We start from the raw sequence: 25,733 nt of genomic DNA, 5'->3' as shown, positions 1-25,733 counted from the left end.
TTCGAATAATGCAGAATAGTATCTGCGCGTGGATGACATCATTTGTGTCGCAAATCTTCCTGATTCTGACCATAAAGTGTGTTGTCTGGGGCATTGGTGAAAATGGCCCGTTGTCTGTGATGTATTTATTAGCAATTTCGCGGAGTGATGTGTGAGTCAATCACTGTTGGACCTTTCAGGTTACATCAAGTTTTTTGTTGGCTTATTTGCGCTGGTTAATCCGGTCGGTATTCTACCGGTATTTATCAGTATGACTAGCTATCAGGCGGCGGCAGGGCGGGACAAAACCAACCTAACAGCTAACCTGTCGGTAGCCATTATCTTGTGGATCTCTCTGTTCTTGGGGGATGCCATCCTGAAAATTTTTGGCATTTCTATTGATTCATTCCGAATAGCGGGTGGGATCTTGGTTGTCAGCATTGCAATGTCGATGATCAGCGGCAAACTCGGTGAAGACAAGCAGAATAAACAGGAAAAAACAGAAACTGCCGTACGAGAAAGTATCGGTGTTGTTCCACTGGCATTGCCATTGATGGCAGGACCAGGCGCTATCAGTTCAACTATAGTGTGGAGCTCTCGCTATCACAGTTGGCAAAACCTGCTGGGGTTGACTGTCGCGGTTGCTCTGTTTGCATTTTGCTGTTGGTTATTGTTCCGTGCTGCACCGCTATTGGTTCGATTGTTAGGGCAAACCGGTATCAACGTTATCACGCGTATTATGGGTTTATTGCTGATGGCATTGGGTATCGAATTCATTGTGACAGGTATTAAGGCTATTTTCCCCGGATTACTTTAATCTAACCAGTTCATTAGAATCCACGACTCATCATCTTAGAAAGGCCACCTGTTTATTACCGGTGGTCTTTTGCTTTTCGTAAGTAAAAGACTCAAATCATTAGGCATTAATTTGGTGCAGATAATGTATGAAGTTTAATCTGTTGCACTTAAATGCTGCAATAATGGTTGTTCTGTATAAATAATTTAGCTTAAGGCTTATTTTTATATCTTTAATAATAATTCACACACTCTCCGATTAAATAAAATGCGCGAGTTGTTGTTAAAATGCTCACATCATTCTGTAGGGCTTGTGCTGAATTTATCTAGGTGTTATTAGTGATTAGACCCAGATGTGTAGGGGTTTATTCTGGTAACGATATAAATGTTAACTTTATGTTTCTTTTCGCTGTTTTGAAGCATATTTTCCGGTGTGAAGTTAAATGGTGGTGTGTGTTTTTTGTATAAAATCAGTAGCTTAATTATTTATGACATTGCTAATGTAGTGAGTCACTATCGTTAGCTATGTATTGAAATAGAGAATTGCTTAACATTTCTGTAAAAATTATTGGCGTCGGATATCGGGTTCTGTTAGTTTCCGGTCAATTCGCTGACGAGAGTTTTCTTGTTTTTTCAAAGAAACTGGGCCGTAATTTTTATCTTGGAATAGTTATTGCTAGTCGTTGTTGGTGGCAGATTGACGCAGACCTAGAGAAAACATCACAAATCTCGCAAAAGGGCGGATAGAAATGCAAATAAAGTTTAAACAGCGACCACTGGCAATAATTGGCACTATTCTGGGTTTGTCATTCTCCACGGTCTCAATGGCGGCAACAATTCCTACTGGTGTGGTATTAGCTCTAGATCAGAGTATTACTATTAATAATGGTTCTGAAGTGGCTTCTCTGGACCCGCATAAAGTCGAAGGAAACCCTGAAACCAATATTATCCTCAACCTCTTAGAAGGGTTGGTGAGTAATGATGCTAATGGACATATCATTCCAGCTGTCGCGACCCGCTGGGATAATGACGGCTATAAAATATGGACTTTCCATTTGCGTGATGGCGCAGTGTGGAGTGATGGCTCACCCGTCACCGCACAAGATTTTGTTTATAGTTGGCAGCGTTTGGCAGATCCTAAAATAGGTTCACCCTATGCCAGTTATTTACAATATGCTCAAATTGAGAATGTTAACGAGGTACTAAAAGGGACTAAAAAGCCAGATGAGTTAGGTGTTAAGGCCCTTGATAGCAAAACATTGCAAGTGACTCTGACTGAGCCTGTTCCTTATTTTATCAGTATGTTATCGCATACCTCAATGAAGCCTGTTAAGCGTGATGTTGTGGAAAAATACGGCGATAAGTGGACACTTCCACAAAACTTTGTGGGTAATGGTGCCTACCAGTTAAAAAACTGGGTCGTTAATGAACGCATTGTGCTTGAGCGCAACCCAACATATTGGAATAACAAAGAGACCGTTATTAATCAGGCCACTTTTTTACCAATAACCTCAGAAGTCAGCGACATTAATCGTTATCGCAGTGGTGAAATTGATATTACTAATAGCGCCATTCCGCCAAATTTATTCGCCAAAATGAAGAAAGACCTGCCATCGCAGGTTCATGTCAACCCGTATCTTTGCACCTTCTATTACGAAATTAATAATCAGAAAGCACCATTTACTGATGCAAGGGTAAGAACAGCAATCAAATTAACGCTGGATCGAGATATTATTGCGACCAAAATTATGGGGCAAGGGCAGATTCCTGCTTATGGTTTTACCCCAACATTTACGGAGGGGGGGAATTTCGCATTGCCAGAATGGGCAAGTTGGCCTCAAGAGAAACGCAACGCTGAGGCAAAAAGATTGCTCGCAGAAGCTGGTTTTAACGCCGAGAATCCACTGACGTTTAATTTGCTCTACAACACGTCAGATCAAAATAAACAGCAAGCTATTGCTGCTGCATCTATGTGGCAAAAGAATCTGGGGGCCACTGTCACCTTACAGAATCAAGAGTGGAAAACATCATTAGAAAGTCGCCACCAGGGCCAATTTGATGTTGCCAGAGCAACCTGGTGCGGCGATTACAATGAGCCGACTGCTTTTCTCAATATGTTGTTGTCAGACAGCAGTAATAATACATTCTTCTATAAGAACCCAGAGTTCGATGCGCTTTTAGCGCAAACATTGGCAGCGCCTGATGCCAATGCACGTACCGCGTTATATCAACAAGCTGAAAATTTATTGGATAAAGATTCTGCAATGGTTCCGGTCTACTACCGCGTCAGTGTTCGGCTTATTCGGCCAACGGTGGGAGGATTTACGGGCAAAGACCCGCAAGACTTGGTGGATTTGAAAAATCTTTATATTCGTAAGTTGTAATCACTGGAAATATTGATTGCAGCAAGAAACAGAATCACGAAGTATTTAGTAAAGACAGAGTCATAGGGGTGTATAACGCAGCACGAATTTTCGCCTGCTGCAAATACATAGAATATTTATATCGTCGGATTCGTTCCCCGAGCGATGTAATTTAAAAATGCCTTTTAAAGGCGAAGCATGTCCCGTCACTGGGCGATGCAATAATAAAAACTGGAGTGGATATAAGCATGACCAACATCACAAAGAAAAGTCTCTTGGCCGCAGGTATTGTGGCTGCCTTGGGTATGATGGCTGTAGGAAATACGTTTGCGGCAGATGTGCCTGCAGGCGTGCAATTGGCTGAAAAACAAGTTTTAGTCCGCAATAATGGATCCGAACCGCAATCGCTGGACCCACATAAAATTGAAGGTGTACCTGAATCAAATATCTCCCGTGACCTATTAGAAGGGCTGGTTATCAATGACCCTAACGGTAAAATTTTGCCGGGTGTCGCTGAGAGTTGGGATAATAAAGATTTTAAAGTTTGGACCTTCCATTTACGTAAAGATGCTAAATGGTCAAATGGTGACCCTGTAACGGCACAGGATTTTGTTTATAGCTGGCAACGTCTGGCTGACCCGAAAACCGTTTCCCCTTATGCAAGCTACGTACAATATGCACATATCGCGAATATTGACGATATTATCACGGGTAAAAAGTCGCCTGATACGTTGGGTGTGAAGGCGTTGGATGACCATACTCTGGAAGTCACACTTACCGAGCCAGTTCCTTATCTGGACAAACTACTTGCTCACCCATCTATGTCCCCGGTGAATAAAACCGTGGTTGAGAAATTTGGTGATAAGTGGACTCAGCCACAAAACTTTGTTGGTAATGGCGCTTATAAGCTGAAAGATTGGACCGTTAACGAACGTATTGTTTTAGAACGCAGTCCAACCTATTGGGATAATGCGAAAACCGTGATTAATCAGGTAACTTACCTGCCAATCTCTTCTGAAGTGACTGATGTTAACCGCTATCGCAGTGGTGAAATCGACATGACTTACAACAACATGCCGATTGAACTGTTCCAGAAATTGAAAAAAGAGATCCCACAGGAAGTTCATGTTGATCCGTATCTGTGTACCTATTACTACGAAATCAACAACCAAAAAGCCCCATTCACCGATGCTCGAGTACGTGAAGCACTGAAACTGGGCATGGATCGCGATATCATTGTGAATAAAGTGAAAAACCAAGGTGATTTACCGGCTTATGGTTTCACCCCACCGTACACCAGTGGTGCGGAGTTAACACCGCCAGAATGGTTTAGCTGGACACAAGAAAAACGCAATGAAGTGGCGAAGAAATTACTGGCAGAAGCAGGTTACACTAAAGATAAGCCACTGACATTCAACCTGTTGTACAACACTTCTGATTTACATAAAAAGCTGGCTATTGCAGCGGCTTCTATCTGGAAGAAAAATCTGGGTGTTGACGTCAAGCTGGAAAATCAAGAGTGGAAAACGTTCCTTGATACCCGCCATCAAGGGACTTTCGATGTTGCACGTGCCGGTTGGTGTGCTGACTATAACGAACCTTCTTCATTCCTGAATATGATGCTGTCTGACAGCAGTAATAACACCGTGCATTATAAGAGCCCGGCGTTTGATAAGCTGATGGGAGATACGCTGAAAGTTAAATCTGAGAAAGAGCGTGCTGGTTTATACCAACAAGCTGAAGTGTTGCTGGATAAAGATTCCGCTATCGTACCTTTGTTCTACTACGTGAATGCCCGTTTAGTGAAACCTTATGTCGGTGGGTATACCGGTAAGGATCCACTGGATAATATGCACGTTAAAGATCTTTATATTATCAAGCACTAATAGAGTAAGGGCAGCCACTCAATTTGTGTGCTGCCCTTAATGCTTTGAAATATAAAGTCGCAGTAAGAGGCTAAAGGTACAGGCAATGTTAAAATTTATTCTACGCCGCTGTCTGGAAGCAATTCCGACACTTTTCATTTTGATCACCATTTCATTCTTTATGATGCGTCTAGCCCCGGGCAGCCCATTTACCGGCGAGCGCAATCTTCCACCTGAAGTTATGGCGAATATTGAGGCGAAATATCACCTCAATGACCCCGTTTATAAGCAGTATTTCAATTATCTGGGGCAACTGGCACAAGGTGATCTTGGGCCATCGTTCAAATATAAAGATTACACAGTCAATGAGTTGGTTTCAGCATCGTTTCCTGTTTCGGCAAAACTCGGATTCGCCGCATTTTTACTGGCAGTGGTATTAGGGGTGAGTGCCGGTGTGATTGCCGCACTAAACCAAAATACCAAGTGGGATTATACCGTCATGGGGTTTGCTATGACTGGAGTGGTTATTCCCAGTTTCGTCGTGGCACCGCTATTAGTGCTGGTTTTCGCCATTATATTAAAATGGCTACCGGGTGGAGGATGGAATGGCGGGGCACCGAAATACATTATTTTGCCGATGGTGGCACTGTCGCTGGCTTATATCGCCAGTATCGCGCGTATTACCCGCGGTTCAATGATTGAAGTTCTTCATTCCAATTTTATTCGTACTGCGCGGGCCAAGGGCTTGCCACTGCGAGTTATTGTATTGCGTCATGCATTAAAGCCCGCATTACTGCCGGTTCTGTCTTATATGGGGCCTGCATTTGTCGGTATTATCACCGGCTCAATGGTGATTGAAACTATTTTTGGTTTGCCGGGCATAGGTCAGTTGTTCGTCAACGGAGCGTTAAATCGCGATTACTCTCTGGTCTTAAGTTTGACCATTTTAGTGGGTGCTTTAACTATTTTATTTAATGCGATTGTCGATGTGCTGTATGCCGTCATTGATCCGAAAATCCGTTACTAGCACTGGAGCACGCCCATTATGTTGAGCAAAAAAAATAGCGAAGCTCTAGAAGTTTTCAGTGAAAAACTGGAAGTTGAAGGGCGTAGCCTTTGGCAGGATGCCCGCCGCCGCTTTATTCATAACCGCGCGGCGATCACCAGTTTGGTGATCCTTATGTTTATTACCTTATTTGTTATTCTAGCCCCGATGCTGGCGCAGTTTTCCTATTCGGATACGGATTGGGGCATGATGTCTGCAGCACCCGATATGGAATCAGGACACTATTTTGGGACTGATTCCTCTGGCCGAGATCTGCTGGTTCGCGTTGCCATTGGTGGGCGAATTTCCTTGATGGTCGGTGTTGCTGCGGCACTGGTTGCCGTGGTCGTCGGCACATTGTATGGATCGTTATCCGGTTATCTTGGCGGGAAAGTTGACTCGTTGATGATGCGCTTATTGGAAATCCTGAACTCATTTCCTTTCATGTTTTTCGTCATTCTGCTGGTGACTTTCTTTGGCCAGAATATTCTATTGATATTTGTGGCTATAGGTATGGTGTCTTGGCTGGATATGGCGCGTATTGTGCGTGGACAGACTTTAAGTTTGAAGCGGAAGGAGTTTATTGAAGCGGCGCTAGTGGGCGGAGTTTCCACGCGCAATATCGTTTTACGCCATATTGTTCCGAACGTGTTAGGGGTGGTGGTGGTATACGCATCTCTATTGGTTCCCAGCATGATTTTGTTTGAATCTTTCCTGAGTTTCCTTGGGTTAGGTACACAAGAACCACTGAGTAGCTGGGGGGCATTACTTAGTGATGGCGCTAACTCAATGGAAGTTTCTCCTTGGTTATTGATGTTCCCTGCCGGCTTCTTGGTAGTGACTTTGTTCTGTTTTAACTTTATCGGCGATGGCTTGCGTGATGCCCTCGACCCGAAAGATCGCTGAGGAGTCGCACCATGACGACGATAGATAATCAGTCTGCTGTTCAGCAATCGAGCTTGTTTGAGCACAATGTACTGCTAGATGTGAAGGACCTGACGGTCACTTTCGGCACACCCGATGGTGATGTTACTGCGGTTAACGCACTGAATTTTGATCTGCGCGCCGGTGAAACATTGGGCATTGTTGGAGAGTCTGGTTCCGGCAAATCTCAAACGGCGTTTGCTTTGATGGGGTTACTGGCCAGTAATGGTCGGATAGGCGGCTCGGCAAAGTTTAATGGCCGTGAAATCCTGAATTTGCCCGAAAAGCAGCTAAACCGTTTACGGGCTGAAGAAATCTCAATGATTTTCCAAGATCCTATGACCTCTCTGAACCCGTATATGCGTGTGGGTGAGCAGTTGATGGAAGTGCTGCAACTGCATAAGAAGATGAGTAAGAGTGAGGCATTTGAAGAGTCAATCCGCATGCTTGATGCGGTGAAAATGCCTGAAGCACGCAAGCGCATGCGCATGTATCCGCATGAATTTTCAGGTGGTATGCGCCAGCGTGTGATGATTGCAATGGCATTATTGTGTCGGCCTAAACTGTTAATTGCTGATGAGCCAACCACAGCGTTGGATGTTACGGTTCAAGCTCAAATCATGACTTTGCTGAATGAACTAAAGAATGAGTTTAATACCGCCATTATCATGATTACTCATGACCTTGGGGTAGTTGCTGGCATTTGTAATAAAGTTCTGGTGATGTATGCAGGTCGAACGATGGAGTATGGCCAGGCACGTGATGTTTTTTATCATCCAAGCCATCCGTATTCTATTGGTTTGCTGAATGCAGTTCCTCGCCTTGATGCTGAAGGCGAATCTCTCATGACTATTCCGGGTAACCCACCCAATCTACTGCGCTTGCCGAAAGGCTGCCCATTCCAACCTCGCTGCCAGTATGCAATGGATCGCTGTTCAACGGCGCCCGCATTAGAGCATTTTGGTGATGGCCGTTTACGTGCCTGCTATAAACCAGTAGGGGAGTTGGTATGAATGCCATGACAGAGAAGAAAGTTTTGTTGGAAGTGGCTGACCTGAAAGTGCATTTTGATATTCAGGATGGCAAACAGTGGTTCTGGCAGCCGAGCAAAACCCTCAAGGCCGTCGATGGTGTCACCTTACGTTTGTATGAGGGTGAAACCTTGGGCGTCGTGGGTGAATCTGGCTGTGGTAAATCTACTTTTGCCCGTGCCATTATTGGCTTGGTGAAGGCGACCGGCGGTAGTGTGGCTTGGTTGGGCAAAGATCTGCTCAATATGAGTGATGCCGAATGGCGTGCGACGCGCAGTGATATACAGATGATATTTCAGGATCCACTGGCATCATTAAATCCACGAATGACCATTGGCGATATCATTGCTGAACCCTTGCGGACTTACCATCCCAAAATGCCGCGTCAAGAAATCAAAGACAAAGTGAAAGCCATGATGTTGAAAGTAGGTTTATTGCCTAACTTAATCAACCGCTATCCTCATGAGTTTTCAGGTGGTCAGTGTCAACGAATTGGCATTGCCCGTGCACTGATTTTGGAACCGAAACTGGTCATTTGTGATGAACCGGTATCGGCGCTGGATGTGTCAATTCAAGCTCAAGTCGTGAACTTATTGCAGCAATTGCAGCGCGAAATGGGGTTATCCCTGATTTTTATTGCCCATGATTTGGCTGTAGTAAAACATATTTCTGACCGAGTGTTGGTGATGTATTTGGGGCATGCTGTTGAGCTGGGCACCTATGATGAGGTTTACCATAATCCGCAGCATCCTTATACCAAAGCGTTGATGTCGGCAGTGCCTATCCCTGATCCGGATAAAGAAAAGGCGAAAGTGATTCAGTTATTGGAAGGGGAGTTGCCGTCACCGATAAACCCACCGTCGGGGTGCGTATTTCGCACTCGCTGCCCAATCGCGGGGCCTGAGTGTGCCAAGACTCGCCCATTATTGGAAGGCAGTTTCCGTCATGCAGTCTCTTGTCTAAAAGTGGACCCGTTATAAAGCCATTTAACGGCAATTGATAAGTTAATAAAAAGCCCCGCTAAATAAGTGGGGCTTTTTTATTCTCATTGAACATGAACCGCTGCGGATGAGCTCCCCGCTATTCTTTCCACAGTATATGGCACAATTTATGGTCTTTTTCACGGCATAAAAGAACACGAGCAAAGACATCGTTGATCTCTTCACCGTCATTGTCAGCAAGACCAATGACCACTTCGGCGAAAAAGTCTGGGTTTAAGTCAAAATCGACATGCTCTTGCCAGTCTTCAGCGGGATCAAATAACTCAGCACCGCCACGTTCTTCAAACTGAAGATTAAACAAAAGAATATCTGCTGGGTCGAGGTTGTCACCCGCCAGTTCTAGAAAGATATCGTACGCCTGTTCCAGTGTTTCATCTTCAGTTAGGCGGTTATTCAGGTCCATTAAGTTTGGCTCTTGTGCATTCTGATCCATTTGCAGATTCCCATTTATCATGTGCAGATTGCGCTCATTAAAACATTCTCTCTCTAACTTTTACAATTATTCTACTGCTGAAAATGAATAACTCAGAGAATCTACAATTGAATGACGGTTGGTATTCAATTTATTACAAGAAGGGGCTGAAAAAGTAGAATAACCGTTCAGTAACCCGATGCCAGAGTGGGCGCTTGTTCCAAACTTCCCCGTCTAATAACTTCGAACGAGCAATATAATCATCTTGAACTTGGGCTAAATCGGCACCGAAACCATCATCATCAATCACCAATGTGATTTCAAAATTCAGCCATAAACTGCGCATATCCAAATTTACCGTGCCAACTAAACTTAGCTGACCATCGACCAGCACACTCTTGCTGTGCAACAGGCCACCTTCAAATTGGTAAATTTTAACACCAGCATCAAGAAGTTCTGAGAAGAACCCTCGACTGGCCCAGCGAACCATCATCGAGTCGTTATCCCGCGGAACGATAATGCTCACATCGACACCGCGCTGTGCTGCGGTACAAATGGCGTGCAGTAAATCATCACTGGGAACTAAGTAAGGGGTGGTCATGACCAACTGCTTACGAGCGGCATACACAGCAGTTAATAATGCCTGATGAATCATCTCTTCAGGGAAGCCAGGGCCGGATGCGATGACTTGAATGGTATGACCGCTCTCTTCTTCGAACGGCATGATATGGGTATCTGGTGGCGGCGGCAGAATACGTTTGCCGGTTTCAATCTCCCAGTCACAGGCATAGACAATACCCATGGTTGTGGCCACAGGACCTTCCATGCGCGCCATCATATCAATCCATTGGCCCACACCAGCATCTTGTTTGAAGAAGCGTGGATCCACCATATTCATACTGCCGGTGTAGGCCACATAGTTGTCAATCAGGACCACTTTACGGTGTTGACGCAAATCCATACGACGGAAAAACACCCGGAAAACATTCACTTTGAGCGCTTCGACCACTTCGATTCCGGCATTGCGCATCATGGAAGGATATGGACTACGGAAGAATTGCTGACTTCCGGCTGAATCCAGCATCAGGCGACAGTGGACACCGCGACGTGCCGCGGCCATAAGAGACTCAGCAACTTGATCTACCAATCCTCCAGGCTGCCAAATATAAAACACCATTTCTATATTATGCCGGGCCAGTTCAATATCACGCACTAGCGCTTTTAACGTGTCATCAGTCGTTGTCAGTAATTGTAATTGATTACCTTTAACACCACTGATGCCTTGGCGTCGTTCACATAATTGGAATAAAGGTGTCGCGACCTCACTGTTGGAGCTGGCAAAAATGTGTTGGCAATCTTTCAGTTCACTTAACCAGCGCGCAGTGGAGGGCCACATGGCTTTTGCTCGCTCTGCACGCCGCTTGCCCAAATGAAGCTCACCAAATGAGAGGTAAGCAATGATCCCAACCAAAGGCAGAATATAGATAACAAGCAGCCATGCCATGGCCGAAGGAACGGCTCTGCGTTTCATCAGAATACGCAATGTTACCCCGGCAATAAGCAACCAATAGCCAAAAACAGAGAGCCAACTGATTACGGTATAAAATGTTGTCATAAGGGCGGAAATCCTGTTCACAAATGGTCGCTAAAGAGTGTACGCACAGTGTGGCAAAGGCGAAACCTTTAATCGGATATATTAATTGATAAAATCTTTTTAGCTAAAGGACTTGCAAGAATAAATATAGCAGGCGTTTGTTATTCTTCCTGCATTGATAACGATAGGATTTAGGGGGAAACATGCACTTTTACTGTGGGCCGACTTGGATCGAGGAGTGAAAAGTTTATAATAGCCCAGTTCTCAGCTTTGGAAGAGTCGTTTCATGAGACGGAGTAAAAATGAGGTAGGCCGTTGGCGTATGCTGCGGCAAAATCAACGCCGCAGAAGTCGTTGGCTTGAAGGTCAATCGCGGCGTTATCGCCATATCTATTGTATTCGCCAGCTTCATGAACATCAGCATCGTAGGGCGCTATTGTTCACCGTGGCTTATGAATGGTAATTCACGTGCTCGCTAATAAAAACAGTCTCTTCATGAGGCTGTTTTTGTTTCAGTCATTAAGATATTGGGCGATGACTAAATTTCTACTATAAAATTACGTGTATAACGCCATCAGCCGACACGGAATTTTACGTGATTCCTGTACAATAGTATGGTCTATTTGAAATTGAGTAATGATATTTTCCACTTTAAATTTCGTTTTCTTTCGCATAAAAATCACACCTATCCTAAATTATCAAAATGCGATAATTCTGATGTCATTTTTAATAATAGATAGTGCAGAATAATGATCTATCAGTTTATTTCACATCTGAATGGCATCGCGCTACCTTATATATTAGGCCGCTTCGTTCTAATCGTTCAGTTTCAGGGGTGTTACTGTTAGGTTGTTCGAAGTGGCCATCCTCCTGCTAAATATGTGATTCTGAAATAATAAACTTAATAATCATCATGATTGATTAATACTTTCTTATCTATCAATGGGTTGTTGATTGATGTTATTTTTTTCTTCAATTCTCATTATCGTTTTTAGTGATCAATAATAAAAAATTGATCAATTTTATCAATTGATCAATACTGCTGTTCTTATCAAAGAAAAGGATTTTACTGTGGATAGCAGGCTAAACATTGCAGTCGATTGCACTTTTATCTGTGAGCCGGTATACCAGCATAATGGTCAGTTACTGGCAGTGGAGTTATTGAGTCGTTTTACAACGTGTGCCTTTAAATCGCCTATTTATACCGAGCGTTTTTTGCATCAGCTTAATGCTCAGATGAAGGCCCAATTACTGCATGACCAATTATGTGCAGTAAAAAACCATCAGCAATGGCTTATTGAAAAACAAATAATACTCTCAATAAATATAGATTTTGATATGGCTCAAGCGGTGTTGTATGACGAGAAAGTCATATCATTATTAGACTCAATGCCTTTTATCCGACTGGAAATAATGGAGAGTTTTCCTAATCTGGGTGACGGTGCAAAGAATACACTATTAAGTAAGTTGGCTAAACGATATTCCTTGTGGTTGGATGACTTTGGCAGTGGCAATGCGCACATTGCTGCGGCAGCCAGTGGTTTCTTTGAATGTGTAAAGGTTGATAAGCATTTTTACTGGCAGTGGGGAGGGAGTGTGACGTTTGACAATCTGGTGACCCGCTTGCGTGATCACTGCCAGAATGTGGTTGTTGAAGGCGTAGAAACTCACCAACAATTTATCCAACTTACAGATATGGGTGTTGATGCCATGCAAGGTTACTTATTTAGTGCGTCTCCATTAAATGAACTCCATAACCTCACGCTGCACTATGACCATTTTGATGTCAGATAAGTTTACTCAAATGATACTCACGTAAAAATAATAATCCACACACAAGGAAAGAGAATTTTTGTCGGTAGGACATCAAGTTAGGAGGCTTTTGCTGTGAATATCACAGATATATGCTGTGGTTCGGTGGATGATATAGTCCCTATTACAGCAAAGGCTATCGTTCATGTCTCAATATAAATTAGCTAAAACAGTATTCTTTGGGGACTTAAAAACTAGCACCGCACTCTATAAATATGAAATTTATTGCGAAGAGTCTGAACTGATATACCACGCTGCTATTTATTCTGAGCAAGTCATTGCTGCCGGTAAACATACATATCCAGTATGGGTAAGAAAAGATCATATGATACTGAAATCACCAGCGCATATGTTGGATAAAGCGGTGGAGGCTTGTGAGGACCATTGGTTGAAGCACTATAAAGTGTAGTGGGGCACAGAGGGGAAAATAGTCAATCAAATACGCCTGAACGCAGGCGTATTGTGTGGATTAATAATGTTTATCAATTCAATTAATCAAATAATTCTGATAGAAAACTTTTCTTCTTGTAATGCTTAGGTTTTGAGTATCCGTGGTTATCACGGTCATGATGACGTTCACGGTCTCTCGGCTCAGAATAAGAGGCCGTTGCAGGCCCATTTTCCACAGATTTTTCGATGATTTTATCTAACTCTCCGCGATCCAGCCAGACTCCACGGCAATTTGGGCAGTAATCAATTTCAATGCTTTTACGTTCAGACATCACCAATTGGGTATCTTTGCATACTGGACACTGCATAGTCTTCATCTCCGCGTTTAACAAAATGGCTCAATATCTCAAGAGAGAAATCGATAATTCATTAGACAATGATTCTCAGTAATTATAAGTAAAGATGATTAAAGAGATGTAATTGCGAAGCGTTAGGATGAAGAATGATAAGCCGTTTTCTAGCGGGGCTGCCACGATGCTAGCGCGGCGGCCCGATAAGTATGGTGTCAGAATACTCGCTTATAGGGTTTAACAATGACTGATTGGTACACACCTGCGGTGACATAAGGGTCTTGTTCTGCCCAAGTTTCAGCCTCTTGCTGTGAGGCAAACTCGGCTATCACGGTAGAACCACTGAATCCGGCTGCACCGGGGTCTGCACTGTCAATCGCAGGGTTGGGGCCTGCGGTCAGTAAACGCCCTTGGTCCTGTAAAGTCTGCAAGCGTGCTAGATGTGCAGGGCGCACTGATAAGCGTTTCTCCAGTGAATCGGGAACATCGGTCGAGAAGATTACATAAAACATGTTTCACCTTTAAAATTATTATCATGATATGCATCGAATTTGGTATCCCATAACAGCATGTTCCACCCATAAATTCAATAAGGTGCGCTAATGGCGCTGTATCCATTATCTGGCGCTTACCCCAGTAATGAACAATGAAATAAAATGATAATTAAGGGTAAATAGAAAGTACCATTTCGTTGATATTGTCGCTTAAAACACCATTTAAAGCCTATTGATGAGATAGTTTGCAGTTGCTTATTGAATATGATTGCTATTTGCATTTAAACTTAGCTGCATTAGAGGACACTGAATTATTATGCAGCTAAATAAATTTTTTCTGGGTCGACGGCTTACATGGCCAATCGCATTTTCAGTAGGGCTACATGGCAGCGTTGTTGCGGCATTGCTATACGTCTCTGTAGAGCAAATTCACGTACAGCCTGAAATCGAGGACGCACCACTGGCTGTCACGATGGTGAACGTTGCTACTTTTGCTGCTCCACAGCCAGCAGCGGCGGAACCACAGGCAGAGCCCGAGCCAGAACCGGTCGAAGAGGCACCACCAGAGCCTGAAGTGTTACCAGAGCCGGTTCCAGTGCCACTTCCTGAACCGGTGAAACCTAAGCCGAAACCTAAACCGGTGAAAAAAGAAGTTAAGAAGCCTGAAGTGAAAAAGCCGGACGTGAAGAAGACCGTCGCGCCACCGGATGACAAGCCTTTTAAATCGGATGAGCCAGCTCTGTTTTCTAACAATGCACCGGTAAAATCAGCACCGAAGGCATCAGTACCCGGAGCATCAACATCAGCAGGACCAAAAGCACTGAGTAAGGCGAAACCGACTTACCCGGCGCGCGCCTTGGCTTTAGGGGTTGAAGGGCAGGTTAAAGTACAATACGACATTGATGAGAATGGTCGAGTTACCAATGTCCGAATCTTGGAAGCCACTCCGCGAAATACCTTTGAGCGAGAAGTTAAGCAAGTAATGCGTAAGTGGCGGTTTGAGGCAGTGGCTGCTAAAGATTATGTCACAACCATCGTGTTCAAAATTGGCGGCACGATGGAAATGAACTAAGGCTTATATTTTATTGTTTGGAAAAGCAAAAATAGCTTAGTTGGACGCGAAATCGCATGATAAGAAAAGGGCGCCTTAACAGCGCCCTTTTGACATTAATAGAAAGCGGGGAGCTATTGTGTCGCACCCACCTCAAAATTTCCCCGTCCGTCGGGTAATGCTCGAGCTTTGCCTGCATCATCGACTGCGACATAGGTGAACACGGCCTCAGTCGCACGATAGCGCTGACCAATAGGCTCAGAAGAGACCTTTTTCACCCACACTTCGATATTGATGGTAATAGAGCTACGGCCGGTTTTAATGCAACGGGCATAGCAACATACGACATCCCCTACAGCCACAGGTTTGAGGAAAGTCATTCCATCAACACGGACGGTGACAACTCGACCTTGCGCTATTTCTTTTGCTTGAATGGCTCCGCCAATGTCCATTTGCGACATTAACCAGCCACCGAAGATATCGCCGTTGGCATTGGTGTCTGCGGGCATGGCAAGGGTACGAAGGACTAGTTCACCATTCGGTAATAATTGTTCACCGCGAGGTGATTGCTGTTCTTGAGTCATCTCTGTCGCTACTTGGGTTATAGATACCCGCTATCTTTCAAGCCGCAAGGTTGTTGGTTGTCATCACTGACTCATTTCATTGAGCTTATTCAGTGACCGCCAACCTGCAATGGAAAATCTATCGGGTATAAGTTAGTTAAATTATGACTTTTTCTGCTCTTCCGGCATATGTCGGTAAATATAAACACCGCTGATTAGCGTGAATACCAGTGTCAGCGCAGTTAAGCCAAAGACTTTGAAGTTCACCCAGATATCCTGAGGTAACCAGAAAGCGACATAGATATTCAGCAGGCCGCAGGCCAGGAAGAAGATTGCCCAAGACATATTCAGTGTTGACCACACGGCATCAGGCAACGACAACTCTTTACCAAGCATTCGTTGAATCAATGGCTTCTTCATAAACCATTGGCTTACTAACAAAGCGGCAGCGAACAGAACATACAGCACTGTTACTTTCCATTTAATGAATAAATCACTGTGGAATGCCAGTGTTAGCGTACCGAAGACCAGTACCATAATCGCGGTGATTAGCGTCATCTTTTCAACTTTGCGATATTTGACCCAAGTAAAGGCCAGCGCTAACAACGTTGCGACAATGAGCGCCCCTGAGGCGACAAAAATGTCATACATCTTGTAGAAAACAAAAAATACGACCAATGGGAGAAAATCTAAAAGTTGCTTCATGAATCAATCCATCATTTATACACCGCCCGACTATACCGGATTCAGTGAGGTGAGTGTACCTGCGGTAAAACACTATTATCCTTAATTATCTGCCGGAATGCGCGCACTGCCAGCGGAATTTGCAGAAACTTACGATAAACAGGTAACAGATTTTGTCTGTATATTGCCAGCCATGCATTAACCCAGCATGATAAGCGGTAAATATTGGGTTAAGGCTGGGTAGGGTTGTTATGCAGAGAAAATCACTCCGGTATTGGATGCCGGGTTTGACCCAATTAATGGCCTATGAGCGTGGTTGGTTCAAGCCAGATGTGAGAGCTGGATTATCCGTTGCCGCTGTAGCATTGCCTATCGCTATAGCTTATGCCGAATTGACCGGCGTAAGTGCTGCGGTGGGGTTGTATTCTTGTATTTTACCCATGATTGCCTACGCATTTTTTGGTTCATCGCGGCAATTGATTGTGGGGCCTGATGCTGCGACTTGTGCGGTGATAGCAGCGGTTGTTGCACCACTGGCGGCAGGTAATAGTGAGGTTCACTGGCAACTGACCATCATAATGACATTGATGATGGGGACGTGGTGCCTGGTGGCGAGCCGCTTTAAATTGGGAGCATTGGCTGATTTGTTATCGCGGCCAATACTCACAGGGCTGCTTAACGGGGTAGCGATTACCATTATCGTCGACCAGCTAGGCAAAGTTTTTGGTTTTATGACCCGACCGCCCCAGTTAATCGAGCGGGTGTTAGCATTACCGCATAATTTGATTAATAGTCATTTGCCGACGGTCGCAATTTCGTTGCTGACTTTTGTCGTGCTATATGGCGTTAAATGGTTAAGACCCAATTGGCCAGCACCTTTGTTGGCCATTGTCATCGCGACTTTTGTCTCTTGGGCTGCCAATATGCAGCAATTTGGTGTTTCTGTCGTCGGCGGTTTTGATGGCGGGTTGCCAATCGTGCAATGGCCGGCTTTCCAGCCTGGTTTACTACGTGACATGGTCATTCCAGCCCTTAACTTAGCGGTGGTCAGTTTTGTCAGCATGATGCTGACGGCCCGTAGTTTTGCCGCCAAAAATGGTTATGAAGTTGACGCCGATGTGGAATTGCGGGCGCTGGGGGTCACGAATATTGTCTCCGCCTTATCCCAAGGTTTTGCTATCAGTGGGGCGAGCACTCGCACTGCAGTGAATGATGCCAATAATGGTAAGAGTCAGTTGGTTTCAATTATTGCCGCGCTGGTTATTGCGATGGTGCTGTTGTTCTTAACTCGCCCACTGCAATTTATTCCCATCGCCGCTCTGGGTGTGGTGTTGATTTATGCGGCTTGGTCTCTGCTCGGGTTCAGAAGCTTATGGCAGCTACGCAAACGTAATACTCAAGCTTTCTATCTGGCGCTTTTTACCTTTGCCAGTGTGGTGTTGGTCGGGGTTATCAGTGGTATTGGTTTAGCGGTATTACTGGGTATATTACAATTTTTACGCACGGTATTTCGTCCAACGGAGCAGCTGTTAGGGGTCAATGAAGATGGCATGATCCATTCAATGCGCAGTGGCAACGGTATTAAACCTGTTCCTGGAGTGATGATTTACCGTTTTAACTCACCATTGACCTACTTCAATGTGGCCTATTTTAAGCGGCGCATTCTGAATTTGGTTGATAGTACTTTACATCCGACGGATTGGGTGGTGATTGATGCGGTTGCCAGCTTTACCTATGCCGATATCAGCGTGTTGGCGGCTATCGATGAATTAAAACGCGATTTAAGACAGCGCAATATCAAACTGATATTAGCCGGAAGACGTACTGAGTTGACGCGTTGGTTCAGGATTAACCGACTCAAAAGCCATGATGAAGATCTGATTTTGGTCCCTGACTTGTATCTGGCTCTTAAGCTGATTCAGAGTAAACAGCGTGTGGCTGAAAAACAGGCGTCAGTGACGGAACTGGAACCTGAAAACGATGTGTAGAGAATAATGCGTTTATCATAAATAACAAAAGGGGCATATAGTGCCCCTTTTTATGAGAATGACAGGATATTTAGACTGTAATATCCGTCGGGCGCAGCAACATATATAAGCGGAACAGATACACCAGCAATAATGCAGAAACCAGATTGCTCAATGAACTTAAGATGACGCTGGCAATGGGGGTTGGCAACGCTGTTAAGTGATTGACCAAATACAGCAAGACCAATTTGGCGGCTATCCACAGCATCATCGCAGGAACAATTAAGCGCACATTCGCAAAGGCCAGTTTCGAACTGGCTTTTATTGCGGCAAAAACGCCAATCTTTTCAGTAGTCACGATAACCGGTGAGAGAGAAAGAGCAACGGCGATGATGATCCCAGGCACGATGAATATCATTAATCCCAACTGAATTAACAATGTGCCAATAAACATTAACAGCAGCAAGCGAGGTAAAATAGGCAGTGAAATTCCGATTGCCTGTAATGCGCTAACACGACGCCCAGTTGATACCATGGAGATCAGCGTTAACATTCCACCCACTAATAATACATTGCCCACTAATGCGGAAAAGGTTGCCGCAGCAGAGACTTTCAGTAGCACAATTTGCTGCTCTGGTGTGAGCTGTGCCACCATATCTCTAATACTGATATCTCCCGATGAAGCAAAATCACTTTCTGAAGCACTTAAAATACCCAGTTGTTCAGCATCAGGGATAAATGCCTGATTCAGCATGACGGTAATGAACGCAGTCAGCAACGCCAGCAACAAAATGGTGGGTAGCTGATTACGCAAAAAGTTAAAACTGTCACGGTATATAGTGTTAGCCGTGATAGGCATGAAAGCTCCTTGGGATCGAAAAAATAGCGCTAGCCGATGATTATACCTTGTTATGGCGCGCTATGGGATCCCGTGATTGGCCAATGGCTGATTTCTTCTGATCTAATTATCTGGATATTATCAATGGGTAACGGTGGCAAGCCGTAGTGGGCGCGGGCGCGATCACAATAAGGATTAGGTTCTCCGGCCTCGCCAGAGCGCTCAAATTCGTGGCAAGGCGGCGGTCGATCGCCATAAATTGAACAGGAAACGGACTGACCGACATCTCCTTGAAGGGCGATACAGCGGGGGGATTTGCTGTTAGTTCCTGACATGCAGCTAATAAATGGCGTGACTTGTTCTGTCATCGCATTAGGTACTGTACCACCCCCCTCTTTGGCTTCTGCCCAATAGAATGAAACCCGAAAATAGGCACAGCAGGCACCACAATTCACACACGGATTAATTTCAGCGCTCATCTTTAATCTACCGCTCCTTACAAAGTAAACAGCTAACCGATCACGATTTCACACATTTGACATCCAAGCATAGCAGCATGACGACGGTTCACTTTTTCATCAATGGTCATTAGCACGATTTGCTGAAAAAGGTCATTTATGATCCAGATCAATTTCAATGTTATTAAGGAATTAAATAACCCTACTTAAATTAGGATTTATTTAGATTGTTACGAAAGATGTGATCTCGATTGGATCATGAATACTTATTTGTAGGTATATTCTGTTCGCGAATGTACCTACAAATGGAATGGATAATGAAAAAAGTCACTTTGGCATTATTAGCCGTAGCAACTCTGGCATCGACTGCAGTCAGTGCGCATCAAGCAGGCGATTATATTTTCCGGGCAGGGACGGCGACAGTCAGACCAAATGCAGGGTCTGATGATGTACTAGGTTATGGTTCTTTCAAGGCGGATAATAATACTCAGTTAGGTCTGACTTTCAGCTATCTGATCACTGACAATATTGGGGTCGAGCTGCTGGCGGCTACGCCGTTCCGTCATAAAGTCGGTCTTGGGCCAACCGGGGATATTGCAGAAGTTAAGCAATTACCACCAACACTGATGGCGCAATATTATTTCCGTGATAAACAAGACAAACTGCGTCCGTATTTAGGGATTGGCTTAAACTACACCACCTTCTTTGACGAGAAATTCAACAATACCGGTGCTTCTGCGGGCTTGACCGATTTAAGTGTTAAAGACTCTTGGGGTGTGGCAGGACAAGCTGGTTTGGATTACATGGTCAGTGAAAACTGGATGCTGAACATGTCTGTCTGGTGGATGAACATCGAAACCGACGTTAAATTCAAAGCTGGTGGGGTGGAGCAGAGCATCCATACACGCCTTGACCCATGGGTATTTATGTTTGGCGCGGGTTATCGCTTCTAACTTCCCGTCGCTTTTGCCGCGACAAGAGGGTTAGCTGCACTTACTTGGTTAAGCTTATCGGGATTCGCCCATCTGTAACGGTAATGCTTTGAGCAAGCCAGTTGTGCTTGATATGGCAGGACTGGGTGATAAAGGAGGCGCAGAAATGCGCCTCCTATCGTTAAATTATCTGATTTGCATCTGATCACTGACCGATTTCACCCCAGGTACGGTGCGGGTTATTTGTACGGCCCGATTAGCATCTTGGCGTGAGCTGACGAAACCACTCAGTTGAACCCGCCCTTTGAATGTCTCAACACTGACTTCCGTGGATTTTAGATTCTTCTCACCCAGTAGTGCCGCTTTTACCTTCGTCGTGATCACCGTGTCATCCAGATAGCCCCCTGTGCCTTCAGACTTTGCTGTCGGTGCACAGGCGGATACCGCCATCGCCATAATCACTGCAATACATAGGGCCGAAAGGGTTTTGAAAATCTTCATAAATGACTCTCCATGTTTATCGATGTCATAGGGCATATGTAACACAATAATTAGTATTGGTTATTAATGGCGTTAATTCAAATTAGCAGTGAATAATTCGTGGAGAACATATTGAAAATAAGGGAGTAATTACTGCCAAGATTGCAATGTTCCCACAGGCCGCGAGAAATTTTAGCGTTAATACTCACGCGATAATGAGTTCAGCGCCTGAGAATGAGACTTTCAGGCGCTGAGTAAAGATTAGAGACGAGTTGCGGCTTTCATTTCTGAGACGAAATGAGCTAATTTTTTCAACATCTCAGCAGGTTGTGAGACATTATTTTCTATGATTTTGACAATGGCAGAGCCAGAAATTGCCCCCGCAGCCCCGGCAGCTAAACTGGCTTTTACCTGTTCAGGTTCTGAGATACCAAAACCTTGCAGTGCTGGTGCGGCATTGTATTCACGCAGTTTATCAATCAAATGATTTAACGGCAGATGACCGTGGTTCTCAGCGCCGGTAACACCAGCGCGTGAGAGTAAATAAGTATAGCCACGACCATGTGAAGCAATTTCACGCAATAAATCATCGTCAGCATTGGGGGGACAGATGAAGATAGGAGCAATGCCATGGCGTGCTGCGGCCGCGCGGAACGGAGCTGACTCTTCGAATGGCACGTCAGCAATCAGTACCGAGTCAACGCCCACTTCAGCACAGCGCTCATAGAAAGTATCAATCCCGTTGTGGAATACTAGATTTGCATACATCAGCAGACCAATAGGGATGGTTGGATGTTTTTTGCGAATTTCCGCTAACATCTCAAAGCAGATACCTGGCGTCACACCCGCAGCGAAGGCTCGCAATGCCGCGTTTTGAATGGTCGGCCCATCAGCCAACGGGTCGGAAAACGGGATACCTAACTCTAACGCATCCGCGCCTGCTGCTATTAAAGTATCAATAATATCCAAAGAGAGGGCCGGTGATGGATCACCTAACTGCACGAAAGGAACAAAAGCCCCTTCTTTTTTGGCGGCCAACTGTTTGAAAAGCTGCTGATAACGCTCCATTAAATTTCTCCCCGTGCTTTCAAAATATCGTGGACGGTGAAAATATCTTTATCACCACGCCCAGACAGATTAACCACCAGTATTTGTTCTTTTTCCGGCGACGCTTTAATCATTTTCAAAGCATGGGCCAGTGCATGGGAAGACTCCAATGCCGGAATAATCCCTTCTTTGCATGACAGTGCTTTGAAGGCTTCCAGCGCTTCATCATCGGTGACTGAAACATAATCAGCACGGCCGATGCTGTTCAAATAAGCATGCTGTGGCCCGACTGACGGGAAATCCAACCCGGCAGAAATAGAGTAAGACTCTTCAATCTGACCATCACGGGTTTGCATCATGGGTGATTTCATTCCAAAGTAGATGCCGACTTTGCCGTGCTTAAGTGGGGCGCCATGTTGACCGGTTTCGATACCCAACCCAGCGGGTTCAACACCAATTAAACCCACGCCCGGTTCGTCGATAAAATCAGCAAACATGCCAATCGCGTTTGAGCCGCCCCCGACACATGCCAGTACCGCATCCGGTAAACGCCCTTCTTTGGCTAATATTTGCGTCTTTGTTTCTTCGCCAATCATCCGCTGGAATTCACGCACGATGGTTGGATAAGGATGTGGGCCAGCAGCAGTACCTAGCATATAGTGGGCGGTTTCGTAGCTACCAGACCAGTCACGCAACGCTTCATTACAAGCATCTTTCAGGGTCGATGAGCCGCTGTGTACCGGGATAACTTCTGCGCCCATCAGGCGCATACGGAACACGTTAGGTGATTGGCGTTCAATATCTTTCGCCCCCATATAGATACGGCATTTCAAGCCAAGCAGGGCACAAGCTAATGCTGACGCGACCCCATGCTGTCCTGCACCGGTTTCTGCAATGATTTCAGTCTTACCCATGCGCTTGGCTAATAAAGCTTGACCCAACACTTGGTTGGTTTTGTGCGCGCCGCCATGCAGCAGATCTTCTCGTTTGAGATATAACTTGGTCTTGGTCCCCTCGGTCAAATTCTGACACAGGGTCAGGGCCGTTGGGCGCCCTGCATAGTTCTTTAGCAAATCCTGAAATGCCGCCTGAAACTCAGGGTCCAGTTGGGCACTGACAAAAGCGTCTTCCAGTTGCTTCAATGCTGGCATCAGAATCTGGGGCACGTACATGCCGCCGAACTCGCCAAAGTAAGGATTTAGTGTGGTCATTTCTCTGTCCTTTATCGGATTAACCAACATGTGGTCATAAATTAAATCAGTAAGCGCGCAATGTCTGGAATACGGCAGCGATCAATTGAGGATCTTTGATGCCGGGAGCACTTTCTACACCGGAGTTAATATCTAACCCTGCGGCGCCCAGTTGAGCCGCAGCAGCACAGTTATCAGCATTCAGGCCGCCTGCCAGCAAGACATTATCAAGTGGTTGTCCCGCTAATAATGACCAATCAAAACGCTGACCAGTACCGCCATCGCCATTGTCCAATACGTAACGTTCGACATGTTGTAGGCTGCGGGTGGGCAGTGTGTCACTGACCGTCAGTGCTTTCCAAATTTGGCAACTGGCAGGTAAAACCTCACGCAGTTGATTAATATAAGATGGGTCTTCCTGCCCATGCAGTTGTACTGCAGCCAGAGATAAACGCTCGGCAGTTTGCTGGACGGTATTGATTTGAGCATCACGGAACACCCCGACATATTTTAGCGGCGCGCCACTGATAACGGTACGGGCTTGGGCGATGTCCACATGACGTGGTGAATGGCTAACAAAAATCAACCCGCCATACACCGCACCCGCTTGGTATGCCGCGGCAGCATCTTGGGCGCGGGTCAGCCCACAGACTTTATTCTCGCCCAGTAATACCCGGCGCACGGCAGCATTAAGGTCGGTTTCGGACATCAGTGCACTACCGATCAGAAAACCGTTGGCAATATGGCTCAGTTCACGCACCTGCCGGTAATGATTAATCCCCGACTCGCTGATAACAGTGACGCCTTCTGGCAGTCGAGGTGCCAATTCACGGGTACGATTAAGGTCGATGGATAGGTCACGTAAGTCACGGTTGTTAATACCCACGACTTTTGCGCCCAGCGCAATGGCGCGGTCCAGCTCTTCGGCATTACTGGCTTCGGTCAGTACGCCCATATTCAGGCTATGTGCGACCGCAGCCAACTGGCGATAGCTGTCATCGTCTAGCACCGACAGCATCAACAAAATCGCATCTGCCTGATAAAAACGGGCGAGTTGAATTTGATAGGCGTCGATAATAAAGTCTTTGCACAAAACAGGCTGAGTCACGACGGCACTGACTTGCGGTAAGAAATCAAAACTACCTTGGAAGTATTTTTCGTCAGTTAACACTGAGATAGCAGAAGCATAGTTTTTGTAAACAGCGGCAATCTCTGCCGGATTAAAGTTGTCACGAATGATCCCCTTGGATGGGGATGCTTTCTTACATTCCAGAATAAAAACGGTTTTACTGCCTTGCAGCGCCTGATAAAAGTCGCGTTGGCTTAGGGTTATATCGTTTTGAAAACTGGCCAGAGGCTGTTGCAATTTCCGCGCGGCAACCCAGATTTCCTTATCGCGCACTATTTTGTGAAGTACGGTTTCCTGCATGATTTATCCTCTTGCTGCCAGAGCGGTAACACGTGAAAACGCTTGACCACTGTGAATCATTTCCAATGCTTGCTGCGCGTTGTGACGCAGGTTTTCTTGACCGTGCAACTTCAGTAATAACGCGACGTTAGCCGCGACGGCCGCGGCGTGTGCCGGTTCACCTTTACCTTGTAACAACCGTGCTAAAATGTCACGGTTTTCTTCAGGCGCACCGCCTTGCAGCGAACCCAATGGGTAGCGATTCAAACCAAAATCTTCTGGTGCTAATTCATAGCTTTCGATGCTGCCGTTATTCAATTCCGCGACTTGTGTCGGGGCATGAATGGCGACTTCGTCCATGCCACCGCCATGTACCACCGCCGCGCGTTGATAGCCAAGCACCTTCAAGGTCTGTGCAATCGGTAACACCAAATCAGGGCTATAAACACCAATCAGCGCCAGTGGTGGGCGAGCCGGGTTGATTAATGGCCCCAGCACATTGAACAACGTCCGAGTTTTCAACTGTTGACGCACGGGCATCGCATGGCGAAAACCGATGTGATATTGCGGCGCGAAGAGGAAGCAAACCCCTAACTCATCTAGGGCCAGCCGTGATTGCTCGGCAGTCATATCCAAACGAATACCGAATGCGGCCAGCAAATCAGACGAACCTGAACGGCTGGACACACTGCGGTTACCGTGTTTAGCCACTTTGATACCACAACTGGCGGCAACAAAGGCACTGGCGGTAGAAATATTAATGCTGTTGGTGCCGTCTCCCCCCGTGCCGACGATATCAGCGAACAGATAATCTGGACGCGGGAAATGCTGTGCATCAGCCAACAGTGCTTGTGCCGCACCCGCTATTTCAGCGGGAGTTTCACCACGAACTTTCATGCTGATCAATGCTGCAGCCAGTTGGCTTGCTTCTAATTCGCCGCGCACGATAGCTGCAAACAGCATTTGGCTTTCTTGCTGGGTCATAATCTCGGCCTGGAACAGTTTTTCCAGCAACTGCTCTTTGGTCAATGACAGATCTTTGGCCAGCAGCATGTCTTTA

25 protein-coding genes and 1 pseudogene are annotated in these 25,733 nt (G+C 45.5%); 13 read left to right on the top strand and 13 right to left on the bottom strand.

The features are described from left to right. Nucleotides 1-151: 151 nt before the first annotated feature. From ACIOG0_RS11785 to oppF, 7 genes are all read left to right on the top strand, one after another. Nucleotides 152-796 carry a YchE family NAAT transporter gene (locus ACIOG0_RS11785; protein WP_050101351.1) on the top strand — a complete coding sequence of 215 codons (645 nt, stop codon included), beginning with the start codon at nt 152-154 and terminating at the stop codon, nt 794-796. Between the two features lie 727 nt (nt 797-1,523). Next, nucleotides 1,524-3,158, top strand: a complete 1,635-nt coding sequence (locus ACIOG0_RS11780; RefSeq protein WP_050296120.1) for an ABC transporter substrate-binding protein — start codon at nt 1,524-1,526, stop codon at nt 3,156-3,158. A gap of 227 nt (nt 3,159-3,385) precedes the next feature. Then, nucleotides 3,386-5,023, top strand: a complete 1,638-nt coding sequence (gene oppA / locus ACIOG0_RS11775; protein ID WP_050140597.1) for an oligopeptide ABC transporter substrate-binding protein OppA — start codon at nt 3,386-3,388, stop codon at nt 5,021-5,023. 85 nt (nt 5,024-5,108) lie between these two features. Next, on the top strand, nt 5,109-6,029 hold the full coding sequence (oppB, locus tag ACIOG0_RS11770; protein WP_050101347.1) for an oligopeptide ABC transporter permease OppB: 921 nt from the start codon (nt 5,109-5,111) through the stop codon (nt 6,027-6,029). A 15-nt stretch (nt 6,030-6,044) separates the two neighbouring features. Then, on the top strand, nt 6,045-6,953 hold the full coding sequence (gene oppC, locus ACIOG0_RS11765; RefSeq protein ID WP_050101346.1) for an oligopeptide ABC transporter permease OppC: 909 nt from the start codon (nt 6,045-6,047) through the stop codon (nt 6,951-6,953). An 11-nt stretch (nt 6,954-6,964) separates the two neighbouring features. After that, a complete protein-coding gene (locus tag ACIOG0_RS11760; RefSeq protein WP_050101345.1) occupies nt 6,965-7,984 on the top strand; it encodes an ABC transporter ATP-binding protein in 1,020 nt (339 codons plus the stop codon). Then, complete coding sequence (oppF, locus tag ACIOG0_RS11755) at nt 7,981-8,982, top strand: murein tripeptide/oligopeptide ABC transporter ATP binding protein OppF (protein WP_050101344.1); 1,002 nt, start codon at nt 7,981-7,983, stop codon at nt 8,980-8,982. The genes ACIOG0_RS11760 and oppF overlap by 4 nt, the downstream gene beginning before the upstream one ends. Before the next feature lie 100 nt (nt 8,983-9,082). Here oppF and ACIOG0_RS11750 read toward each other — a convergent pair whose 3' ends face one another. Continuing rightward, nucleotides 9,083-9,406 (bottom strand): HI1450 family dsDNA-mimic protein, encoded by a 324-nt coding sequence (locus ACIOG0_RS11750; protein WP_050101364.1) that lies wholly within the window; start codon nt 9,404-9,406, stop codon nt 9,083-9,085. A 163-nt stretch (nt 9,407-9,569) separates the two neighbouring features. Then, the gene (cls, locus tag ACIOG0_RS11745) at nt 9,570-11,030 is read right to left on the bottom strand and encodes a cardiolipin synthase (RefSeq protein WP_050101343.1); all 1,461 of its coding nucleotides are present in this window, start codon (nt 11,028-11,030) and stop codon (nt 9,570-9,572) included. Between the two features lie 265 nt (nt 11,031-11,295). Here cls and ACIOG0_RS11740 point away from each other — a divergent pair, with 265 nt between their 5' ends. The 3 genes from ACIOG0_RS11740 (at nt 11,296) to ACIOG0_RS11730 (ending at nt 13,230) form a co-directional block, all read left to right on the top strand. After that, nucleotides 11,296-11,472: a YciY family protein gene (locus ACIOG0_RS11740; protein WP_050101342.1), complete on the top strand. Its 177-nt coding sequence runs from the start codon at nt 11,296-11,298 to the stop codon at nt 11,470-11,472. Nucleotides 11,473-12,080: 608 nt separating this feature from the next. Further along, nucleotides 12,081-12,803 (top strand): EAL domain-containing protein, encoded by a 723-nt coding sequence (locus tag ACIOG0_RS11735; RefSeq protein ID WP_050296121.1) that lies wholly within the window; start codon nt 12,081-12,083, stop codon nt 12,801-12,803. A gap of 163 nt (nt 12,804-12,966) precedes the next feature. Then, on the top strand, nt 12,967-13,230 hold the full coding sequence (locus ACIOG0_RS11730) for a hypothetical protein (protein ID WP_050101340.1): 264 nt from the start codon (nt 12,967-12,969) through the stop codon (nt 13,228-13,230). Between the two features lie 82 nt (nt 13,231-13,312). Here the strand turns inward: ACIOG0_RS11730 and ACIOG0_RS11725 are convergent, their stop codons facing one another. Next, nucleotides 13,313-13,579, bottom strand: coding sequence for a zf-TFIIB domain-containing protein (locus ACIOG0_RS11725; RefSeq protein WP_050101339.1), 267 nt, complete (start codon nt 13,577-13,579; stop codon nt 13,313-13,315). A 197-nt stretch (nt 13,580-13,776) separates the two neighbouring features. Continuing rightward, nucleotides 13,777-14,073, bottom strand: coding sequence for a YciI family protein (locus tag ACIOG0_RS11720; RefSeq protein ID WP_128451529.1), 297 nt, complete (start codon nt 14,071-14,073; stop codon nt 13,777-13,779). A 298-nt stretch (nt 14,074-14,371) separates the two neighbouring features. On the opposite strand from ACIOG0_RS11720, the gene tonB reads away from it, so the two are divergent. Further along, the gene (tonB, locus tag ACIOG0_RS11715) at nt 14,372-15,127 is read left to right on the top strand and encodes a TonB system transport protein TonB (protein WP_050101337.1); all 756 of its coding nucleotides are present in this window, start codon (nt 14,372-14,374) and stop codon (nt 15,125-15,127) included. A 113-nt stretch (nt 15,128-15,240) separates the two neighbouring features. Here tonB and yciA read toward each other — a convergent pair whose 3' ends face one another. Beyond that, nucleotides 15,241-15,690 (bottom strand): acyl-CoA thioester hydrolase YciA, encoded by a 450-nt coding sequence (yciA, locus tag ACIOG0_RS11710; RefSeq protein ID WP_050101336.1) that lies wholly within the window; start codon nt 15,688-15,690, stop codon nt 15,241-15,243. 141 nt (nt 15,691-15,831) lie between these two features. Then, nucleotides 15,832-16,374, bottom strand: a complete 543-nt coding sequence (locus ACIOG0_RS11705; RefSeq protein ID WP_050101335.1) for a septation protein A — start codon at nt 16,372-16,374, stop codon at nt 15,832-15,834. Between the two features lie 230 nt (nt 16,375-16,604). Here ACIOG0_RS11705 and ACIOG0_RS11700 point away from each other — a divergent pair, with 230 nt between their 5' ends. Continuing rightward, on the top strand, nt 16,605-18,341 hold the full coding sequence (locus tag ACIOG0_RS11700; protein WP_050101334.1) for a SulP family inorganic anion transporter: 1,737 nt from the start codon (nt 16,605-16,607) through the stop codon (nt 18,339-18,341). A 70-nt stretch (nt 18,342-18,411) separates the two neighbouring features. On the opposite strand, the gene ACIOG0_RS11695 is transcribed toward ACIOG0_RS11700, so the two are convergent. Further along, the gene (locus ACIOG0_RS11695) at nt 18,412-19,179 is read right to left on the bottom strand and encodes a YciC family protein (RefSeq protein WP_050101333.1); all 768 of its coding nucleotides are present in this window, start codon (nt 19,177-19,179) and stop codon (nt 18,412-18,414) included. Between the two features lie 50 nt (nt 19,180-19,229). Further along, nucleotides 19,230-19,637, bottom strand: a complete 408-nt coding sequence (locus ACIOG0_RS11690; RefSeq protein WP_050101332.1) for a YkgJ family cysteine cluster protein — start codon at nt 19,635-19,637, stop codon at nt 19,230-19,232. A gap of 296 nt (nt 19,638-19,933) precedes the next feature. Here ACIOG0_RS11690 and ompW point away from each other — a divergent pair, with 296 nt between their 5' ends. After that, on the top strand, nt 19,934-20,569 hold the full coding sequence (gene ompW, locus ACIOG0_RS11685) for an outer membrane protein OmpW (protein ID WP_072086745.1): 636 nt from the start codon (nt 19,934-19,936) through the stop codon (nt 20,567-20,569). A 165-nt stretch (nt 20,570-20,734) separates the two neighbouring features. Here ompW and ACIOG0_RS11680 read toward each other — a convergent pair whose 3' ends face one another. From ACIOG0_RS11680 to trpD, 5 genes and pseudogenes are all read right to left on the bottom strand, one after another. Next, the gene (locus ACIOG0_RS11680) at nt 20,735-21,049 is read right to left on the bottom strand and encodes a BON domain-containing protein (RefSeq protein WP_050101330.1); all 315 of its coding nucleotides are present in this window, start codon (nt 21,047-21,049) and stop codon (nt 20,735-20,737) included. A gap of 240 nt (nt 21,050-21,289) precedes the next feature. Continuing rightward, the gene (gene trpA, locus ACIOG0_RS11675) at nt 21,290-22,096 is read right to left on the bottom strand and encodes a tryptophan synthase subunit alpha (protein WP_050101329.1); all 807 of its coding nucleotides are present in this window, start codon (nt 22,094-22,096) and stop codon (nt 21,290-21,292) included. Beyond that, a complete protein-coding gene (gene trpB, locus ACIOG0_RS11670; RefSeq protein WP_050101328.1) occupies nt 22,096-23,286 on the bottom strand; it encodes a tryptophan synthase subunit beta in 1,191 nt (396 codons plus the stop codon). The genes trpA and trpB overlap by 1 nt, the downstream gene beginning before the upstream one ends. 46 nt (nt 23,287-23,332) lie before the next feature. After that, nucleotides 23,333-24,694: a bifunctional indole-3-glycerol-phosphate synthase TrpC/phosphoribosylanthranilate isomerase TrpF gene (trpCF, locus tag ACIOG0_RS11665; RefSeq protein WP_145582057.1), complete on the bottom strand. Its 1,362-nt coding sequence runs from the start codon at nt 24,692-24,694 to the stop codon at nt 23,333-23,335. Between the two features lie 3 nt (nt 24,695-24,697). After that, nucleotides 24,698-25,690 (bottom strand): annotated as a pseudogene (gene trpD, locus ACIOG0_RS11660) (anthranilate phosphoribosyltransferase); the annotation flags it as partial. Nucleotides 25,691-25,733: the final 43 nt, after the last annotated feature.

This window comes from Yersinia vastinensis, assembly GCF_044905075.1.
GTDB lineage: Bacteria > Pseudomonadota > Gammaproteobacteria > Enterobacterales > Enterobacteriaceae > Yersinia > Yersinia vastinensis.
Note: the sequence above shows the minus strand (reverse complement) of the source record. Positions and strands in the feature narration are given on the sequence as shown.

What these genes read in the sequence shown, in the direction of transcription:
- ompW (WP_072086745.1), top strand. Translation starts at nt 19,934, where the DNA reads ATGAAAAAAGTCACTTTGGCATTATTAGCCGTAGCAACTCTGGCATCG.
- ACIOG0_RS11695 (WP_050101333.1), bottom strand. Translation starts at nt 19,179, where the DNA reads ATGCCTATCACGGCTAACACTATATACCGTGACAGTTTTAACTTTTTG.
- ACIOG0_RS11730 (WP_050101340.1), top strand. Translation starts at nt 12,967, where the DNA reads ATGTCTCAATATAAATTAGCTAAAACAGTATTCTTTGGGGACTTAAAA.
- oppF (WP_050101344.1), top strand. Translation starts at nt 7,981, where the DNA reads ATGAATGCCATGACAGAGAAGAAAGTTTTGTTGGAAGTGGCTGACCTG.
- trpB (WP_050101328.1), bottom strand. Translation starts at nt 23,286, where the DNA reads ATGACCACACTAAATCCTTACTTTGGCGAGTTCGGCGGCATGTACGTG.
- tonB (WP_050101337.1), top strand. Translation starts at nt 14,372, where the DNA reads ATGCAGCTAAATAAATTTTTTCTGGGTCGACGGCTTACATGGCCAATC.
- ACIOG0_RS11780 (WP_050296120.1), top strand. Translation starts at nt 1,524, where the DNA reads ATGCAAATAAAGTTTAAACAGCGACCACTGGCAATAATTGGCACTATT.
- oppA (WP_050140597.1), top strand. Translation starts at nt 3,386, where the DNA reads ATGACCAACATCACAAAGAAAAGTCTCTTGGCCGCAGGTATTGTGGCT.
- ACIOG0_RS11740 (WP_050101342.1), top strand. Translation starts at nt 11,296, where the DNA reads ATGAGACGGAGTAAAAATGAGGTAGGCCGTTGGCGTATGCTGCGGCAA.
- ACIOG0_RS11680 (WP_050101330.1), bottom strand. Translation starts at nt 21,049, where the DNA reads ATGAAGATTTTCAAAACCCTTTCGGCCCTATGTATTGCAGTGATTATG.
- oppB (WP_050101347.1), top strand. Translation starts at nt 5,109, where the DNA reads ATGTTAAAATTTATTCTACGCCGCTGTCTGGAAGCAATTCCGACACTT.
- yciA (WP_050101336.1), bottom strand. Translation starts at nt 15,690, where the DNA reads ATGACTCAAGAACAGCAATCACCTCGCGGTGAACAATTATTACCGAAT.
- ACIOG0_RS11760 (WP_050101345.1), top strand. Translation starts at nt 6,965, where the DNA reads ATGACGACGATAGATAATCAGTCTGCTGTTCAGCAATCGAGCTTGTTT.
- trpCF (WP_145582057.1), bottom strand. Translation starts at nt 24,694, where the DNA reads ATGCAGGAAACCGTACTTCACAAAATAGTGCGCGATAAGGAAATCTGG.
- trpA (WP_050101329.1), bottom strand. Translation starts at nt 22,096, where the DNA reads ATGGAGCGTTATCAGCAGCTTTTCAAACAGTTGGCCGCCAAAAAAGAA.
- ACIOG0_RS11705 (WP_050101335.1), bottom strand. Translation starts at nt 16,374, where the DNA reads ATGAAGCAACTTTTAGATTTTCTCCCATTGGTCGTATTTTTTGTTTTC.
- ACIOG0_RS11690 (WP_050101332.1), bottom strand. Translation starts at nt 19,637, where the DNA reads ATGAGCGCTGAAATTAATCCGTGTGTGAATTGTGGTGCCTGCTGTGCC.
- cls (WP_050101343.1), bottom strand. Translation starts at nt 11,030, where the DNA reads ATGACAACATTTTATACCGTAATCAGTTGGCTCTCTGTTTTTGGCTAT.
- ACIOG0_RS11720 (WP_128451529.1), bottom strand. Translation starts at nt 14,073, where the DNA reads ATGTTTTATGTAATCTTCTCGACCGATGTTCCCGATTCACTGGAGAAA.
- ACIOG0_RS11750 (WP_050101364.1), bottom strand. Translation starts at nt 9,406, where the DNA reads ATGGACCTGAATAACCGCCTAACTGAAGATGAAACACTGGAACAGGCG.
- ACIOG0_RS11700 (WP_050101334.1), top strand. Translation starts at nt 16,605, where the DNA reads ATGCAGAGAAAATCACTCCGGTATTGGATGCCGGGTTTGACCCAATTA.
- ACIOG0_RS11725 (WP_050101339.1), bottom strand. Translation starts at nt 13,579, where the DNA reads ATGCAGTGTCCAGTATGCAAAGATACCCAATTGGTGATGTCTGAACGT.